Origin of the sequence: Sulfolobus acidocaldarius SUSAZ (genome assembly GCA_000508305.1) — an archaeon.
GTDB lineage: Archaea > Thermoproteota > Thermoprotei_A > Sulfolobales > Sulfolobaceae > Sulfolobus > Sulfolobus acidocaldarius_A.
This window is the reverse complement of the sequence record CP006977.1, coordinates 1,262,449-1,279,865: the sequence shown is the minus strand read 5'-3', so window position 1 is coordinate 1,279,865 and position 17,417 is coordinate 1,262,449. Positions and strand designations below refer to the sequence as shown.

The 17,417-nt window shown below is 36.1% G+C and carries 20 protein-coding genes; 6 read left to right on the top strand and 14 right to left on the bottom strand.

Translation table 11 applies throughout. The annotated features are described in order from the left end of the window. The first annotated feature begins 13 nt into the window (after nt 1-13). Complete coding sequence (locus SUSAZ_07360; GenBank protein ID AHC51775.1) at nt 14-445, top strand: endonuclease; 432 nt, start codon at nt 14-16, stop codon at nt 443-445. Here SUSAZ_07360 and SUSAZ_07355 read toward each other — a convergent pair. From SUSAZ_07355 to SUSAZ_07300, 12 genes are all read right to left on the bottom strand, one after another. Beyond that, a complete protein-coding gene (locus tag SUSAZ_07355; GenBank protein ID AHC51774.1) occupies nt 438-1,970 on the bottom strand; it encodes an ATPase in 1,533 nt (510 codons plus the stop codon). The two genes, SUSAZ_07360 and SUSAZ_07355, sit on opposite strands and share 8 nt — an antisense overlap. Nucleotides 1,971-2,016: 46 nt before the next feature. After that, nucleotides 2,017-2,619 (bottom strand): glutamine amidotransferase, encoded by a 603-nt coding sequence (locus tag SUSAZ_07350; GenBank protein AHC51773.1) that lies wholly within the window; start codon nt 2,617-2,619, stop codon nt 2,017-2,019. A gap of 1 nt (nt 2,620) precedes the next feature. Next, on the bottom strand, nt 2,621-3,631 hold the full coding sequence (locus SUSAZ_07345; protein AHC51772.1) for a pyridoxal biosynthesis protein: 1,011 nt from the start codon (nt 3,629-3,631) through the stop codon (nt 2,621-2,623). A 31-nt stretch (nt 3,632-3,662) separates the two neighbouring features. Continuing rightward, nucleotides 3,663-3,950, bottom strand: coding sequence for a 30S ribosomal protein S26 (locus SUSAZ_07340; protein ID AHC51771.1), 288 nt, complete (start codon nt 3,948-3,950; stop codon nt 3,663-3,665). Nucleotides 3,951-3,986: 36 nt separating this feature from the next. Next, complete coding sequence (locus tag SUSAZ_07335; protein AHC51770.1) at nt 3,987-5,438, bottom strand: prolyl-tRNA synthetase; 1,452 nt, start codon at nt 5,436-5,438, stop codon at nt 3,987-3,989. 61 nt (nt 5,439-5,499) lie between these two features. After that, nucleotides 5,500-5,805: an ATP synthase subunit K gene (locus SUSAZ_07330; GenBank protein AHC51769.1), complete on the bottom strand. Its 306-nt coding sequence runs from the start codon at nt 5,803-5,805 to the stop codon at nt 5,500-5,502. A 13-nt stretch (nt 5,806-5,818) separates the two neighbouring features. Continuing rightward, nucleotides 5,819-5,980: an ATP synthase epsilon subunit gene (locus tag SUSAZ_07325; protein ID AHC51768.1), complete on the bottom strand. Its 162-nt coding sequence runs from the start codon at nt 5,978-5,980 to the stop codon at nt 5,819-5,821. A gap of 4 nt (nt 5,981-5,984) precedes the next feature. Next, nucleotides 5,985-6,614 carry an ATP synthase subunit D gene (locus SUSAZ_07320; GenBank protein ID AHC51767.1) on the bottom strand — a complete coding sequence of 210 codons (630 nt, stop codon included), beginning with the start codon at nt 6,612-6,614 and terminating at the stop codon, nt 5,985-5,987. Next, complete coding sequence (locus SUSAZ_07315; GenBank protein ID AHC51766.1) at nt 6,611-8,011, bottom strand: V-type ATP synthase subunit B; 1,401 nt, start codon at nt 8,009-8,011, stop codon at nt 6,611-6,613. The genes SUSAZ_07320 and SUSAZ_07315 overlap by 4 nt, the downstream gene beginning before the upstream one ends. 2 nt (nt 8,012-8,013) lie before the next feature. Beyond that, nucleotides 8,014-9,792, bottom strand: coding sequence for an ATP synthase subunit A (locus SUSAZ_07310; protein ID AHC51765.1), 1,779 nt, complete (start codon nt 9,790-9,792; stop codon nt 8,014-8,016). A gap of 2 nt (nt 9,793-9,794) precedes the next feature. Beyond that, nucleotides 9,795-10,373 carry a V-type ATP synthase subunit E gene (locus SUSAZ_07305; GenBank protein AHC51764.1) on the bottom strand — a complete coding sequence of 193 codons (579 nt, stop codon included), beginning with the start codon at nt 10,371-10,373 and terminating at the stop codon, nt 9,795-9,797. Nucleotides 10,374-10,378: 5 nt separating this feature from the next. Beyond that, entirely contained in the window at nt 10,379-10,681 is a 303-nt protein-coding gene (locus SUSAZ_07300; GenBank protein AHC51763.1) for an ATP synthase subunit F, read from the bottom strand. A gap of 69 nt (nt 10,682-10,750) precedes the next feature. On the opposite strand from SUSAZ_07300, the gene SUSAZ_07295 reads away from it, so the two are divergent. Further along, complete coding sequence (locus tag SUSAZ_07295; GenBank protein ID AHC51762.1) at nt 10,751-12,856, top strand: ATP synthase subunit I; 2,106 nt, start codon at nt 10,751-10,753, stop codon at nt 12,854-12,856. On the opposite strand, the gene SUSAZ_07290 is transcribed toward SUSAZ_07295, so the two are convergent. Next, entirely contained in the window at nt 12,848-14,563 is a 1,716-nt protein-coding gene (locus SUSAZ_07290; protein ID AHC51761.1) for a methionyl-tRNA synthetase, read from the bottom strand. The two genes, SUSAZ_07295 and SUSAZ_07290, sit on opposite strands and share 9 nt — an antisense overlap. Nucleotides 14,564-14,634: 71 nt before the next feature. Between SUSAZ_07290 and SUSAZ_07285 the strand changes: the two genes are divergently transcribed. Further along, nucleotides 14,635-15,534 carry a DNA primase large subunit gene (locus SUSAZ_07285; protein AHC51760.1) on the top strand — a complete coding sequence of 300 codons (900 nt, stop codon included), beginning with the start codon at nt 14,635-14,637 and terminating at the stop codon, nt 15,532-15,534. Here the strand turns inward: SUSAZ_07285 and SUSAZ_07280 are convergent. Continuing rightward, nucleotides 15,527-16,105 (bottom strand): CDP-alcohol phosphatidyltransferase, encoded by a 579-nt coding sequence (locus SUSAZ_07280; GenBank protein AHC51759.1) that lies wholly within the window; start codon nt 16,103-16,105, stop codon nt 15,527-15,529. The two genes, SUSAZ_07285 and SUSAZ_07280, sit on opposite strands and share 8 nt — an antisense overlap. A 44-nt stretch (nt 16,106-16,149) precedes the next feature. Here SUSAZ_07280 and SUSAZ_07275 point away from each other — a divergent pair, with 44 nt between their 5' ends. The 3 genes from SUSAZ_07275 to SUSAZ_07265 are packed head-to-tail and all read left to right on the top strand — an operon-like array spanning nt 16,150 to nt 17,412. Beyond that, nucleotides 16,150-16,470, top strand: coding sequence for a hypothetical protein (locus SUSAZ_07275; protein AHC51758.1), 321 nt, complete (start codon nt 16,150-16,152; stop codon nt 16,468-16,470). Between the two features lie 10 nt (nt 16,471-16,480). Then, nucleotides 16,481-16,975, top strand: coding sequence for a 50S ribosomal protein L11 methyltransferase (locus SUSAZ_07270; GenBank protein ID AHC51757.1), 495 nt, complete (start codon nt 16,481-16,483; stop codon nt 16,973-16,975). Continuing rightward, complete coding sequence (locus SUSAZ_07265; protein ID AHC51756.1) at nt 16,972-17,412, top strand: hypothetical protein; 441 nt, start codon at nt 16,972-16,974, stop codon at nt 17,410-17,412. The genes SUSAZ_07270 and SUSAZ_07265 overlap by 4 nt, the downstream gene beginning before the upstream one ends. Nucleotides 17,413-17,417 lie beyond the last annotated feature (5 nt).

Here is a 17,417-nt window from a genome sequence, read left to right as displayed (position 1 = left end):
TTTATTTTATTATGTGAGTAATAAAACTAAAGGCAGTACAGTTGAGAGATATCTTGTTTCAAGGCTTAGAGATAAAGGATTTGCAGTTATAAGAGCACCAGCAAGCGGGTCTAACAGAAAGGATCACGTTCCCGATGTAATTGCGATGAAGTCTGGCGTCATAATACTTATAGAAATGAAAAGCAGGAAAAATGGAAACAAAATATACATTCAAAAAGAACAGGCTGAGGGAATAAAAGAATTTGCGAAAAAAAGTGGAGGTGAACTTTTTCTAGGAGCTAAGATTGCAAAAGATCTCAAATTTCTAAGATTTGATATATTGAGGAGGACAGAAGCAGGAAATTATGTTGCGGATTTAGAGACAATTAAGTCAGGAATGGATTTCGATGAATTGGTAAGATATGTTGAGGGGAAAATAAGTAAAACATTAGATTCCTTTATGTAGTATCCTCATCAGGAAACCTTACTCTTATCTTTATCTTGTACTTTTTCTCATATTTTTTCAACTTAGAAACAACTTTTTTGTTAAACATTCCTATTTCGTCTCTAGGTATTGTTATTATATACTCACCATTTTCGAATGATATGGAAGCCGAGGGTATAATATTGTTGATCATACTCTCCAATCTTCTCTGGGTAGAATTTGTCTGTAGGTTTTTAACAGGAACTATCATCGTTTGTTCTCCAAAAACATATATTTCGTATTCAGCTTTATCACTTATTAAATCCTTAACCTCCACGACAGGTCTAGCTAGGTCGGCTTCCTTTAACCCTGTCGGAACTTTAACCGTTATATCAAGACCGTAAACCTTTGCAACGTTTCCTGAATTAATGAAAACCACAGTGTCTAGAATGTTAGGGATTGTACCAATATCGATTCTATTTATAAACCTATGTATTGCATCTATTGGTGATGTTGCATGAACAACGCCAATCATTCCAATTCCTGCTAACCTAAGATCTATGTAGAGCTTGAAATCCTCATCATTTCTCATTTCGTCATATACAGTATAATCTGGTCTACTTAACAGAAGAATATCATGAAGTTCTCCAACTTCAGCGTAATTTTTGGAATACTGCGTAACCTCTGGTGGTAAATGCATATCTCTAGGTGATTCAATTGTTTTTACAACCTTATTCATCCTCGTGTAGAATTCAGCTAAGGCTTGAGCAAAAGTAGTTTTACCCATTCCCGGAGAACCAGCAATCAATATGCCTTCTGCCTTATCCCTTAACCTTTTGAGTAATTTTTCGTCCATATTATACTCTTCAAGCTTCTTTTTCACTACAGGTCTAGTTATGGTGACTTCCCAACCATCGCTCAAGGGCGGTCTAATTATAACTACCCTATAGTTACCAAGTTGAACAATTGTTGAACCTTTCCTTTCAATTTCTATAAAAGAGTCTTTAACGTAATTTACCGAGGAAAGGATCTCATTAACCACTCTCTTAATATCAGTGCTAGTGAGAGGGTTGCTTGATAGTTCAACAAACTGCCATGAACCTGGCTTACCTTTCTTTGCTTTTGGTGTTACGCCCTCCTTCAAATGCACACTCATAGTGGTTTCATCAAACATTTTCTCGATTTCTAACTCTGTCTGACTTGGTTGAAGGAGGACAACATCAATATTCAAACTCTCTGATAGTTTCTTCTGTATTTCGTCTGTAGTTACTATTGTACATTTACGGAATAAACAGTAGTCTCTTAAAACCCCATTTAATGAACCGTGCAAATTTTCACTGTTAACTATTTCAAAACTAACAAGTAAATTCTCACTTATTTCCTTTAATCTCTTCACCTCATCCAACGCGATCTCAGCCGTAACTAAACCTTCTTTTGCCTCTCTCTCTAAATCCTCTAAGAGTCTCTTGTGAATTAGGATATTACCATAAATCGTTCTGTTCTCGATGTACTTCAAAAGACCATGAAGAAGAGCAGACTTATCTGGAAGTAAATCTCTTGCAGGCAAGACTAAAATACCCTTCTGAATAGGATTTTATTTCATACTAAAAAATTTATTTCTTTATTTTGCTCAAGAAATACTCATGTATAATTGTGCTCTCTGATAATTCAGGATGAAACGTTGTAGCTAACATATTCTTCTGCTCTGCCATTACAATTCCGTTCTCGAATGAAATTAAAGCAGTTGCGTCATTCCACGTCCTCTTTATGATCGGAGCCCTTATAAACACAACTCTTGCTTTACCGCCACCTATTACGTGAAAATCTAGATCTGTTTCAAAACTCTCCCTCTGTCTTCCATAATAGTTTCTTACTACCTGAATGTCCATAGTTCCTATCAATGGCTGAGATTTCTTACCCACTTTTGCATCAGATACATCTTTAGCTAACATTATAGCACCTGCGCATGTACCTAAGACAGGTAACCCACTATTGATTTTTGCTTTTATCTCGTCTAAGACACCTAACTTTTCAGCAATTATTCCTATTGTGGTACTTTCTCCTCCAGGTATTATAACACCGTCTATTAAATCAACGTCCTTAGGTTTCTTTACAGCTATAACTTCTCCTGTTAAATTAAGCTTACTCATAGCTCTCTTTAGTTGTATTGCATGTTCCTCAAAGCTTCCTTGATATGCTATAACACCAACTTTCACTTTACACACCCCTTACTTGTAATAATTCCTCAGGTTTCAAGGTCTTAATATCAATACCCATCATGCTCTTGTTCTCACTAATCATTTTCTGAGCCTCTAATACGATTTCTGGATCTTCCCAGTTAGCTGCAGCTAAAACAACTGCTTTAGCTCTTTGATCTGGGTCTTGACTCTTAAATATACCAGAACCTACAAATATACCATCAGAGCCTAGCCACATCATTAAAGCAGCATCTGCTGGAGTAGCAATACCTCCTGCAGCAAAGTTGACTATGGGCAATCTTTTCAATTTCACAACTAATTCTACCAATTGATAAGGTACCTGGTATTCTCTGGCTTTCTTTAATCTGTCTTCTTCAGGAAGCGAAATTAATGTGGATATCTCGTAATTCATTATTTTCATGTGCTTTACTGCCTCACTAACATTTCCTGTCCCTGCTTCTCCTTTAGTCCTTATCATTGAGGCACCCTCGTATATTCTTCTCAGAGCTTCACCGAGATTTCTAGCCCCGTTTACGAATGGCACTTCAAATTCCCATTTGTTTATGTGATGTTCTTCATCTGCAGGAGTTAAGACTTCACTTTCGTCTATCATATCAACTCCTAACGCTTCGAGTACTTTCGCTTCGTAGTAATGCCCAATTCTAACTTTTGCCATCACTGGAATTGTTATGGAACTCATTACCTCCTCAATTATTTTTGGATCTGCCATTCTTGCCACTCCTCCGCTTTTCCTAACATCATAGGGCAACTTATCAAGCACCATTACAGCAACTGCCCCTGCGTTCTCTGCAATCTCAGCTTGAGTAACATTAGTAACATCCATGATTACACCTCCTTTCTGGAAAATGGGAAAAGCGTGTTTAGCCATTACTGTTCCTTTTGCAGGTAACGTTTGAGGTATAGAAGGAGAAATTGACAATAGACCTGTATCATTAATAATATCTTTTAACTCAGCTAACTTATAGAAAAACTTCTCTATTTCATAAAAACTCAGATCATATAGTCTCATACGATAAAGAAGTTATATTAACTTAAAAACTTTAATACAATTTGGCTTTCTGTTTCCTCTCCTGTTCTGGTCTTATCTTTATTACACCTAAATATACAGCACAATTCACACAATAACACTTGGTCACTGGATATCTCATAATTATTGCTCCTTTCTTCTCCAACTCTTGTGCTAGAGCTGGATCCACAGGACTATAAGGCTTAGTCACACAGATTGCCTTATCCTCAGGAATTCTTGCACCACATTGGTCACAGTGTATGCTACCAACGTGTCCTTTGTCGCCCTTTCTTCTCCCTCTATTCTCCCTCTTCTTTGGCAAAAATCAAACACCCTACTTTATTCACCGCAATTATTTTTAATAAGTTTTTGCTAGCCTTAGAGTTGTCTTAGCAGGTTTTTTACAAACCACGCAAGTAGATTTGGAAACATCTCTTGGACTATCATAAGGCTTACCTAAAACTCTTGCACCTGTAGTTTCCTCAATTTTCAAACCGCATTCATTAGATTCGCACCATGGAACCTCTACTATACCCGCCTTGCTGTCCAACATATTCTTAGCCTCCTCGAGTTTGTCGGTATATCTAATCTTACTCCTCAAAAAGTTCCAAGCCCTCTCCTTCAGATCCTTTCTAAGTGTTTCTAATAGTTTTACTACTTCACTAACTAGATTCTCTTTCTTGACACTTACCCCTTGAAGAGTATCCCTTCTCTTTATAAATACACTATTTGAGGATAGCTCTCTTGGACCTATTTCAATTCTCAAGGGTACGCCCTTAATCTCCCAAATATAATACTTCTCTCCAGGTGTTTTTTCTGTATCTTTATCTATAACAGTGTTAATTCCATTACTCATCAAAATTTTTGCCACATCTTCAGAATACTCAATTATCTTTTCAGTCTCCTTTTCATCTTTGGCTGGAATAGGTATTATTACAGCTTTAATTGGTGCTAACACTGGTGAAAGTATGGTACCATGATCGTCTCCATTTATCGAGACAACAACTGCTATTACCCTATCAGAAATACCATAACTAGTTTGATGGGGATAATCTAATGTTCCATCTTTTCTTTGCACTTTTAGGTCAAATGCCTTGGTGAAATGTTGACCTAGATGATGTACAGTTCCTATTTGTAGAACTCTAGAATCTGGCATTATGGTATCAAAGGCTATGGTATATATTGCACCTGCGAACTTATCCCATTCTGGTCTTTGGGACATTATATATGGAATACCCAATTCCTCGAAGAAGTTCTTATATATTTCAATTGCCTCTTTTACTTGTCTTTCAGCATCTTCATACGTCTCATGGAGTGTATGAGCTTCCTTAAATGTTGATACTTCTCTAAGCCTGATCATTGGTCTGGTAGCCTTTGTCTCATATCTGAACACACTAACAATCTGATAATATTTCTTGGGTAATTGTTTATAACTCTGAACCCAGTATGTTTCCATGTAAGTTATTGCTGTCTCACTTGTAGGTCTTAATGCTAACCTTATATCCAAATTCTCTTCTCCACCTTTGGTAACCCAGAACACTTCAGACTCAAAACCTTTAATATGTTCACTTTCTCTCCTTAATAGATCCTCAGGAACTAACAATGGAAATAAAACTTCTTCATGCCCCTTAGCGTCTAACAATTTTCTGATAAGGTCTACAGCAGCTTGCCTTATCTTAAAACCATATGGAAGCCATACACCCATTCCTTTTACAGGATATCTGCCATAATCGTAGATCTCTGCCTCTCTTATTACCCAATCAAACCACTCTGAGAAATTATTTTCCCACTTCTCTCTCGTTAACTTCATAGCTAAACTACTGAATCAAAAAGATGAGCAGTTAAAAAACATTATTATCTTTGTGACTCATTTATATGCCTGCGAATAACATTAATACTGCAAATATTATACCGTATACAGCTATTCCTTCACCGATTGCCACGAAAATTAGAACAGTACCGAACATCTCTCTTTTCTCGGTAAGGACACCGATACCTGCTGCCGCAGCTGTACCTACTGCTACACCAGCTCCAATTGCCGCTAATCCAACCGCAAGCCCAGCACCAATGTTAATTCCCATAAAACCTTGTGGAGTATCTTGTGGAGCTTGAGCAGCTGCTACTATACCTCCTATTAAAATAGGAAGTATTAAAGATATTAGTAATGCCTTCTTCATTCTAATCTCATCATTATATGTTTTGGACTTCCTTTAAAATATTTCTCTTTACACTTTCAAGGTCTTCGAATCGAGACTTTAGAATTTTATTATATTCTTCATTCAATTGAGATAAAATCTCTTTCTTTCTGGCATCCAATTTTGACTTAAGTTCATTAATGTAAGCTTCAGCCATTTTATTACCTCCTTCTTTGAAGTAATTTTCTAACCATTTTAAGTCTTGTGAACTCCTCTCTTGTTCTATCATCTAGAACAGACTTTATGTATTTTGAAGAAGACTGATAGAAAGGCAAGATAGATGTGTCTATTGCATTAATTAAACGCTGTGTTTTTCTTAATTCACCGCTGAGAGCCCTAATACTGGACTCTATTTCTATTAGTGTTAATATCTTCTTGAATGCATAGGACATTTGCTCTCTAGACTTTAATATATATGGAGAGATCTCTAGATTACCAAAAGGCTGTTGCTGAATTGTAGACTCATCCAAATCCACTACAGGTATCTTTACACCAAATAGAACTTTAATACTAATATTTACATTTAATGAGGATGGAATAGAATCTGCATAGGTCTGGATTGTAGACAAACCCTCAGAGGCAACACCTTGCAAGTAAGTGGAATAAACATCACTTAGAACCTTACTAACTTCATTATACACTTTCTCATACTCATCAGCATATTGCCTAAGGTATAGTAACAAGACTTCTCGCTTATTTTCCAAAAGCCTCTTAATAGTCCTAATTAACCTTATTTGCCTTCGTAAATTAATAAGGTTAATCTTTGTAGGTAAGACTTTCCTTGAGCTCATTTCTTTACCCTGTAGTTAGGATGATACTTCTTTATGTACTCAGTTCTAATCAAGCTTATTTCTGACTCTGGTAACATAGATATTACTTCCCAACCTATATCCAATGTAGTCTCTATATCTCTATTCTCATTTATTCCCTGATTTATAAATTTCCTCTCGAACTGTTCAGCAAATAGTAAGTATTTCCTATCAACATCAGATAAGCTGTCCTCACCAATTATTGCGGCTAAACCTCTTATATCCTGTGCTCTTGCGTAAGCTGCAAATAACTGATTTGAAAGATCCTTATGATCATCTCTGGTCTTACCTTCTCCGATTCCGTCTCTCATTAATCTTGACAAACTAGCTAATACATTAATTGGTGGGTATATTCCCTTGTTAAACAAAGACCTATCTAGAACTATCTGACCCTCAGTTATATAGCCAGTCAAGTCAGGTATAGGGTGAGTAATATCATCGTTTGGCATAGTCAAAATTGGCATCTGGGTTATGGATCCCTTTTTACCTCTGACTTTTCCTGCTCTTTCATAGGTTACTGCTAGGTCAGTGTACATATAACCTGGATATCCACCTCTTCCAGGAACTTCCTCTTTAGATGCGCTTAATTCTCTTAGTGCCTCACAATAGTTTGTCATATCAATGAGAATTGCCAATATGTGCATATCTTTCTCATAAGCTAAGTACTCAGCTAGGGTCAATGCTGTCTTTGGCGTAAGTATCTTAAGTGATGGAGGATCATTTGCCAGTGTTACGAACATTGCAACTCTATTTATTGCTCCAGTCTCCTCAAAGAATCTCCTAAAGAATAACGCCTCGTCGTATCTAATTCCAATTGCTGCAAATACAACTGCGAAATTACTCTCTTCTCCTCTTACTGTAGCTTGCTTAGCTATCTGTGCAGCTAATTGGTTTGCTGGTAAACCGCTACCGCTAAATATGGGAAGCTTCTGACCTCTTAGCAATGATGTTAAACCATCTATAGCAGAAACACCAGTCTGGATGAACTCTTCAGGATACTCTCTTACGGAGGGATTAAGGGGGTTACCGTTAATATCTCTTTTCTCACCGCTTAAAACTTGAGGACCATTATCTAATGGTTCTCCTAATGGAGTAAATATTCTTCCTAACATTTCTTCAGAAATCTTTACTTCCAATCCTCTTCCTAAGAATCTAACTTTGGACTGTGTGGGGGAAACACCTGTGGTTCCTTCGAAAACTTGAACTATTGCAACACCTGACTGAGAATCAACAACTATACCTCTCCTTTTACTCCCATCAGGCATTTCTACTTCAATTAATTCGTTATATGCAGCATCTGTAACTCCCTCAATAGCCATTAAGGGCCCTTTGATCATAGAAATGCTATTATACTCCCTGATGTTCATCAATGTGGACAAAATTATGCCACCTCCTTTAATAAGCTATCAAAAGCCTCTTTTAATTTATTGTCAAGTTCGTCTATCTTATTTAGCTCATCATTTTTCACAGTATACTTAACTCTTACAATGTCTGGTTCGAATGAGCCTACTTTCTCCAATATCTTCTTTAATGTGAGACCTTTATCTAACAACTGGGATGCGTTAGTGTAAAAGTCATAAATTAATCTCATGATCTTAGCTTGTTTTTGAGGAGATGAGAAGGCATCTATATCATCAAATGCGTTCTGCTTCAGGAAAGCGTCTCTAATCAACTTTGAAGCCTCTAAAATCAACTTATCCTTATCTGAGAGTGATTCTGGTCCTACTAGCCTAACTATTTGTCTTAACTCGTCCTCCCTCAGAAGGATCTTCACTAGTACACTCCTCATTTCAAACCAAGTAGGATCAACGTTCTTATGCCACCAACTGGCTACTAAATCAACATATGCTGAGAATCCTTGAATCCAGTTAATTGCAGGATAATGCCTTGCTTGTGCTAAAGCCACATCAAGGGGCCAAAAGACTCTTACAAATCTCAATGTGTTGCTTGTTACTGGCTCTGTGAAATCACCGCCTGGTGGTGAAACTGCTGATGCTATACTTACAGAACCAAACCTCTCAGGATTGCCTAACGCAATTACTCTTCCAGCTCTCTCATAATATTCAGCTAATCTTGATGGCAGATAACTTGGGAATCCTTCCTCTGCCGGCATCTCTTCCATTCGTCCACCTAACTCTCTAAGTGCCTCAGCCCATCTTGATGTGGAATCAGCAACCAGTAACACGTCATAACCCTGATCTCTGAAGTACTCAGCCATAGTCACACCAACATATATACTAGATTCCCTTGCGGCTACTGGCATATTACTGGTATTAGCTACCAATATAGTCCTCTGTAACAAAGGCTTCCCTGTCCATGGATCCTTAAGCTTCGGGAATTGTCTCAACTCATCAGTCATTTCATTACCTCTCTCTCCACAACCAACATATATTACAACTTTAGCTTCAGACCACTTTGCCAAACTTTGTAAAGTTACTGTTTTACCACTTCCAAATGGACCAGGTATTGCTGCAGTTCCGCCTTTAGCTATAGGGAATATGGTATCAACAACTCTGGTTCCAGTTAGGAGTGGTTCTGTTGGCTCTAGTTTTTCCTTGAAAGGTCTAGGAATTCTAACAGGCCATCTTTGATATAATTTTAAATCTTTAACATCGCCTTCCATATCAACTCTTGCAATTACATCTTCTACTGTATAATCACCCTCAGGAGAAATTTCCTTTAGTGTCCCATGAACGTTTGGTGGTACTATAATTCTGTGTTCTATTAGATCCGTTTCATTAACCTTAGCTATTATATCACCTGGTGATACTTTATCACCTTTCTTAGCAACAGGAATAACGTGCCATTTCTTATTTCTGTCCAACGCAGGTACTTTAACTCCTCTGGTAACAAAGGGAGATTTCACAGATTCTGCAATTCTGTCTAAAGGTCTCTGTAGACCATCGAAAATACCTCCCATTAAACCTGGTCCTAATTCTACTGATAATAATGAACCAGTTCTATATGCCTTCTCTCCTGGCTTGATTCCGTCTGTGGCTTCGTAGACTTGAATGTATGCCCTATCTCCTTCTATTCTAGTAATCTCTCCAACTAGTCTTAATTCACCAACTTCAACAACTTCGAACATTTGAGCATTTCTCATACCGTCTGCTACAACTAGTGGACCATTTACCCTAACTACTCTACCTTCTCCTGCCATTTTTACTCACCAAATAAAATTCTTGCAACATCATTTCTTAAATCTTCAAAAATCTGATTTAAAATTGTTTTAAGGGTAAAATCTCGTGTCAACTTCTTATCTGGATAGTATATCTTTACTCCACCCTTAATAGAATTATCCACCTCTACTGATACATTATTGACTCGCTTCGATGCCAATAATCCCTCAATGAACTTCTTATCGTTATTAGAGCAATAAACAATAGCTCCCTCAGTTAACTCCCTAGATAAAATACTTTCTATTCTGTTTTTGTAATCCTTTGTATTTGCTATCTTTTCCAACTCATCTAAAGTCTTCTGAAATACTTGCTGAACCCAATAATCCTTCTCCCTATTCACGGCTCTTTTAGTTTCTACTTCAAGCTTAGCTTCCTCTCCTCTCAAAGCCTCAATGTTTTTTGATATAATCTCCTGGATTCTCTTTGAGTATTCAGATAATAGTTCATTATAAGCCTCATCTACAATCAGATTTGCCTCGGTGAAAGCTTTCTTTAACTCTTCGTCTATCTTCTTTTTCTCGACCTCCTGAGTCTTGGATAATAGTTCTTCAAAATCAACCATTTTACTCACCCAAAACCAAGTGATTTAAGTATTAAACCTTTTACATCAACAGGTTTAGCTTCACTGAATGGGCTTGGAATAACTGTTATCAGTGGTTTTTTCTGCTCTAATATAAGGTTATCCACTTTTTCCTTTACTGGAGTATATGTGTCATTAGTCACTAACACTAAGTCTACATCTTCTCTTTTTCTAATCTTTAGAAGTGTGTTCTCTAGTTCTAGAGGATCCTCTAATACAATACCCTCCGTACCTATAAGCTTAAACAAATTAACAGTGTACTTATCGCCGATAACAATAACTTTACCCATCAAGAGTAGATAACTTAAGCTCGAGAATAAATATTTTAAGGTAAAACGGTTTTTCCATATTGAATAGTTTTGATTCTGCCGGAAACAGTGGTAAGAGCTGAAATAATAACGACAAAGGATAACGTGAATGAAGTCGTTAGTAAACTTCTTAAGTTGGGGACTTTTGAGCCCGATGATCCTAAAGTACCAATTTCACAGAACAGGCTTGAAGATGCAAGAAGGATATTAGGAGAAATCAACGATAAAATAGCAAGACTAATACTTCTCATGGAAGCGTCTGAAATAGCTGTTGAGCCAAAAGGAAACCTAAAACAGGATAAACAGGATTGGATTGAAACAGCACGTATTTATACTTCTGAAGCTTCTAAAATAGAGGAGAAATATAGAGTATTGCTTGAAGAAATACAAAAATTGAAATCAGAGAGAGATTCATTAAAACTCAAACTTGATGAATTAGAACCATTCAAGGATGTAGATATTGACCTGAAGAAAATGTATACAAACACTTATTTTGACGTAGCATTGGCTATATTAAGTCGTCAACAAATTGAGGAGTTGAAGAAAAGAGGTTTTGAAGTTATCTCGTATCAGTCAAATAATTTCTATCCATCCCTGATCATAGGTCTAAAGGGGACTGAACTTAATGAGACGTTAAAAAAATTGGGAATTAAAAGATTAGAGACGCAGGATTTGGTGTCGCCTAGCCAGCAATATAAGACCATTATGGACAGAATTAACTACATAGATGGTGTTCTTGGTGCAAAAAGAAAGGAATTAAGAGAGAAAGCTAATGAAGATAAAGATTGGATACAGTCTACATACGGAAAACTTCTAACACTTAGAGACAGTATGTTGGTTCTATCTAAAGCCAAAATTTCAGACTACTTTATTCAAATCGAGGGATATGTGTTAGAAAAATTCACTAAACAATTAACAAATTCCTTAAAAGATTCAGCTGTAGTAGTGTATGAATATCCAAAGAGATTCGGTGAACAAGAAGAACCACCTACTTACGTTAATTTACCTAAGTCAATAAGACCATTAGAGAGCATAATAGAGTTATACGGTACTCCTTCATATTGGGAGATATCACCCACACTATTTCTCATAATTACTTTCCCTCTAATCTTCGGACTTATGTTTCCGGATTTGGGAAACGCAATAATTTTACTCATATTCGCAATTTGGTTCCACAATTACGGCAAAAAGAGAAATAGTGAGAGTATTAGATACCTATCTCTAGTGTTGATTTATAGTAGTATAATTGCAGCGATAACGGGTATATTAGCTAGGGAGTTCTTTGGACCTTTAGCGGTGGGCGGTCTACGTGAATTGTTAAATAACCCGTCCTATCCAGTAGGGCCATTGTATAACATCTGGCCTATTTCCGAATCTGTGTATGAGAAGATAGCTCCAATACTGCCAACCTCTGGAGAAACAGGTATAGTTAATACTATAATCATATCACTGCTACTAGGTTCAATACTACTATTTGTAAGTTCAATATTAGGCGTCATAAATACAATAAAGAAGAAGGATTACGAATACCTTGTCCTAGATAGGTTACCTTTACTTCTAATCTATACTCCACCACTGATCGTATTCTCTTATGGATTTACAAACATATCAAACTATACGTTACAAATACAGCAATTACTGGGAGGTATTGAATACTTCATATTCCATTCAGGTTCGCCAGCCCCTGGTGCAACACAAATATTAGCAACGTCATTAGTTATTTGGGTAGAGCTTGCCCTAATATTTAATTGGATAGGAAAAATAATTATACTTAGAAGGCATGAGAAGGTTAGCATAGGAAATGCTATAGTTACTGGATTCATAGAAGGTGCGTTTGAAGCTGGAATATTATTACTATCAAATGTGATTTCCTTCATAAGAATCTTAATATTTGCAATTGCTCACTACTACATACTATTTGCGTTTTCGTTCATGGGTTATCTTGCGGCAGGTTCTCCAAATTCATTATTCGCAGTATTCATAAATCCAGCATCAATAGCAATTATAATAGTAGGTAATTTGCTGGCTATAGCACTAGAAGGACTAGTAGTTTTCATACAGGATATGAGATTGCACTTCTACGAAATGTTCAGCAAATTCTATGAGGGAAGAGGAAGAAAATTCAATCCAGTAAAAGCGTATGTTGAATTACCTTAAAAGATCAGGTCTTTCTTTTTCCACTTCCCTTCTTATTTCATCCAATTTTTTCATTAACTCTTCTGGTGACATGTCTATCTTCTTAAATAAACTCCTTATTTCACCTATTTTATGACCAGGCATTACTTTCAAGGAGCCTGCTGAGTCCCACGTCTCACTCTCCAGATCAGAGAGTCCTAATTGCTGATATAAGTTAGATGAATAAGTTGGCATGATTGGATATAGCATTATAGCAAGGGTTCTCAGAGAGTTCACAGAGATATATAATACATTATTGGCTTCATCTCTATTGGTCTTTACTAATGACCAGGGGGCTCTATTATTCAGATAAAGATTTCCTGACCTGGCAAGTTTTAAGATTTCTTCGCTTCCCGCCTTTATCTTTCCTAGCTCAAACAGCTCTCCCATCCTTTTAGGAGATTCCGTAATTAATGTAATCAAATTCTTGTCCTCGTCGTTCAATATTGCCTCCTTAGGAGATGGGATAACACCATCACAGTATCGCTTTACCATGGAGAGTACCCTATTAGCGTAATTCCCGATGTCGTCATTTAGCTCTGTATTAACTATTCTAAGAGCTTCTCTCCACGTGAAGTTTGTGTCTTTCTCCTCTGGTCTTAACCTAATTAATATAAACCTCCAATACTCGACATCCATCAATTTATCAGCTTCATCAATCCACACACCTATTTTCCTACTCTTGCTAAACTTCTGACCTTCATAGAGAAGATATTCAGTAGCAGCTATAACGCTAGGTAAATTATATTTTTCGTTACTTGCCATTAACATTGCAGGTAATATAACAGCGTGGAAAGGAATGTTATCCTTTCCTATGAAATAATAGGTTTTAGTATCGTTGTATAGCCAAAATTCCTTCCACATTTCCTCTTTTCCTAAATTTTTGAAGTACTCTACTGTTGCAGATAGATAACCTAGAAGAGCTTCAAACCAGACATATATTGTTTTGTTCTCTGCACCTTTAAATGGTGCAGGTATACCCCACATGTTGTCTCTTGTTATACTTCTTGGTCTAAGACCTTCCTTAACCCAGCTTAATGCAACAGATTTTACATTATCAGGCATCGTACTAGAACTGGATATCCAGTCCCTTATTTTATCTCCAAATTCAGATAAATCGAAAAACCAATGCTTGGTAACTTTAAATACAGGTGGATTACCACATAGTGCACATTTAGCATTTATTAATGATCTTGGCGTCAACAATCTACCGCAATTATCACACTGATCGCCTCTGGCGTCTTCAAAGCCACAGTAAGGACATACTCCCTTTACGAATCTATCCGGAAGAAATAACTTGTCTTTTTCGCAATATGGAATCTCGTCCTCTTCTACCTTTATGTATTTCTCGAGTTTTATTAGAAAATTTCTAACGAACTCCTTGTGTACTTCAGACTCAGTCCTGCTATAATTATCAAAACTTATCTTCCATGTGTCAATAAATAATTTCTTATCATAGGCATGTGCTTGATCGGTTAATTTCCTGGGTTCTATGTTTCTCTTCCTTGCCTCAATTTCAATAGGCGTACCATGTTCATCACTACCACTTACAAAAACTACATTTTCCTTTCCATATTTTAACCTGGCATATCTTGCAAATACATCTGCTGATAATATAGAGCCTATTAAATTTCCTAGATGTGGAACAGCATTAACATAAGGCCATGCAGATGTTACTAAAACCTTCATAATTTCTGTCGCGGATAGTAAGCTTATAAAAATTGCTGATGTATTTTATAATAGTTAATGAAGTGCCTACAATAGACTTTTCCAAATATCCTTTTCTCAAAGATATCGGAGAAGAGCTGAAAAAATTCGGTGGAGGAGTGACCTTAAAGGACATTTTAGAAAGCAAATACCTCGAGGTAGCAAAAGAGAGACTTGAAAAGATTATAAAAGATGAAAAAGTTGAGAGCTTTTCTAATGTTAGAAACTCCGTACTGGTATTTTACTCACTCATATTGATAGTTGCTTTATTGAATAATAGAAGTATTACGGAAAATATAGCTGAAAAAGAGAGTAAACTTATCGAAGGTGACTTAATTAAAGAGAATCCTGATAATATTCTAGAAATAGGGAAACTTTTAGGAGTTAATGTAAGTAAAGATGAGTTGAAATTTTCAATAAAAGATAAGAGTAAAGAAAGAAATATAATACTACCTTTCAGCATTCCCTTAACAGACTATTTATTTCACATTAGAGAAATAAAGAGAATCAACGAGAACTTTAAATTAAACAAGCGTATAGTGACTAATGGAAAGGTCTACATTAACAAGGCGGATCTAACTAGATTACTCAGAGAAAAGATTAGGCTTAAAATAATAGATCTTATTAGCTCCATCAAATTACCTACAATTCCTGATAATCTTAAAAAGATTGCAGATGAATTAAGAGGAAGAAAAACACCCCCTTGTATCGTAGAACTAAGAAAGAAAAAAGAGTTGACAGATGAAGAGAAAAGGATTCTAGTTGTGTATTCAGTAAACGTTAATGAAGTAACGGATGAATTAGATAAAGAGTTAGTAGCAAAATTTAGGGGAAACAGAAGGGAGAGATATATCGTTTATTCATGCGAAATAATGAAAAAACTCAATTTATGCATTGCTGAATGCGGAGTTAAAAATCCTCTCGAATTATATTACGGACGTCTTCTTAGCTAAGATTAAAGTAAATGTAAATGAACCTCTGAATTACTGTAACTATCGAGAGTATAAGGAAAATATATGCTATATATAATGAAATAAGTACTGAGAATATTGAAACTAGTAATATTACAAACAGTATTATTATACGCTCTCCCCTTTCAATCAAACCTCTGCCTTCTATTTTTTTAAGCCCCAACGATTCAGCCTTGGCTCGAAGATAAGAAATAGTAATAGATATACCTACCAATAAGCCAACCAATAATGATGGAAAACCTAAGCCTAAGAGACCTAAAATATAATTCATATCCTCAATTCTGTCTAAACTACTGTCGAGAAAACTGCCCTTGCTTCCAGCTGAACCTGATAATCTAGCTACCTCTCCATCTATAGCATCCATGAATCCAGACAGCAATAATAGGACTAACCCTAAGATAGGATTTTTAAAGAAAACTAGAACTATCAAGTAAATTAAAGATAAAACCAGACCAATAAAAGTTATAGTATTAGCATTAATTTTAATCTTAATTAGTGCTTTAGCAATAGGCAATAGAATTTTCTTGGATTGTTTTCGTATTCTTGTAAGCATAACCAACACCATTATAAGCAAATCAATTGATTTTTACTGGGAACATGAAAGCTAAAAAATTGATTTTAGTTACGTCAGAAAACCATCCTATGCATAAGGCATTTACAAAGATATTAGAAGATGTGAGTAAAGAACTTGGAATTGAAAAGGAAGTCAAAGTAGAAGATTACGTGTTCGTTACAGACTTTGGCGAGAAGGACGACTTTGGAATGCCATTCTTACCTCAATTATTCATTGAGACTACTGACGGTAAAGTACAGCCAGTACTTACACAGATGCCTTTCAATCCTACGACTTTCCAGCCAGATATAGATAAAGGCAAACAGGAAGTAATTGACAAAATTAAAAATATTAGCTCTCAATAACATACAATAAGTGACTAACGTGAGTTACGTACCACATGTCCCTTACGTTCCAACACCAGATAAAGTAGTAAAAAGAATGTTAGAGATCGCAAAAGCAGGAAAAGAAGACACAGTTTATGATCTTGGATGCGGAGATGGTAGAGTAGTAATTACAGCAGCTAAAGATTTTGAAGTAAAGAAGTCAGTCTGCATAGAAATTAACGATGAAAGATTAAAAGAGACACTCGAAAATATAAACAAGAGTAACGTAGTCGGGAGAGCTTTTGCTGTGAAAGGTAACTTTTTTGAAGCTGATCTCTCCGAGGCAACTGTACTAACAATGTTCTTGTTGACAAATGTTAATGAAATGCTAAAGCCAAAACTAGAAAAAGAATTGAAGCCTGGAACCAGAATAGTATCTCATGAATTTGAAATAAGAGGATGGATTCCAAAAGAAGTGATAAAAGTAGAAGACGGTAATATGACACATCTAGTATATTTATACATAGTTGGTGAACATAAGTGAAGATCTTAGTGTTAAGAAGTGAAGAAGGAAATATCTCTAAAAAAGAGGTAGTTGATGGAGGACTTAGAAACATACTTGTAAAAATAGCTAACGATGCTTTAGGAGAATGGGATGAAAGAAGCTCAGACTTCACTATAATAAAGGACACACAAGAGGTTAAAATACCACTTCCACTTAAGCCACAGTTATACGAAATAATAAAGGACTTTCTAAAATCTAGAACTAAAACTGAAGCAATAGCTGAGATACCAGTTTATATAATAAGTTTCGATAATCAATGGGTTGAATCTGATTATCGCGATAAAAAAGTCTATATAGTGTCTCCATATATAGATGAAAATGCAGAGAAGGAATTAGAAGATTATGCAAAACAAGTAACATCATTAGAACGACCAGAACCAACAGAACAAGAAGATATGGATGATGAAGAAGAATAAAAATA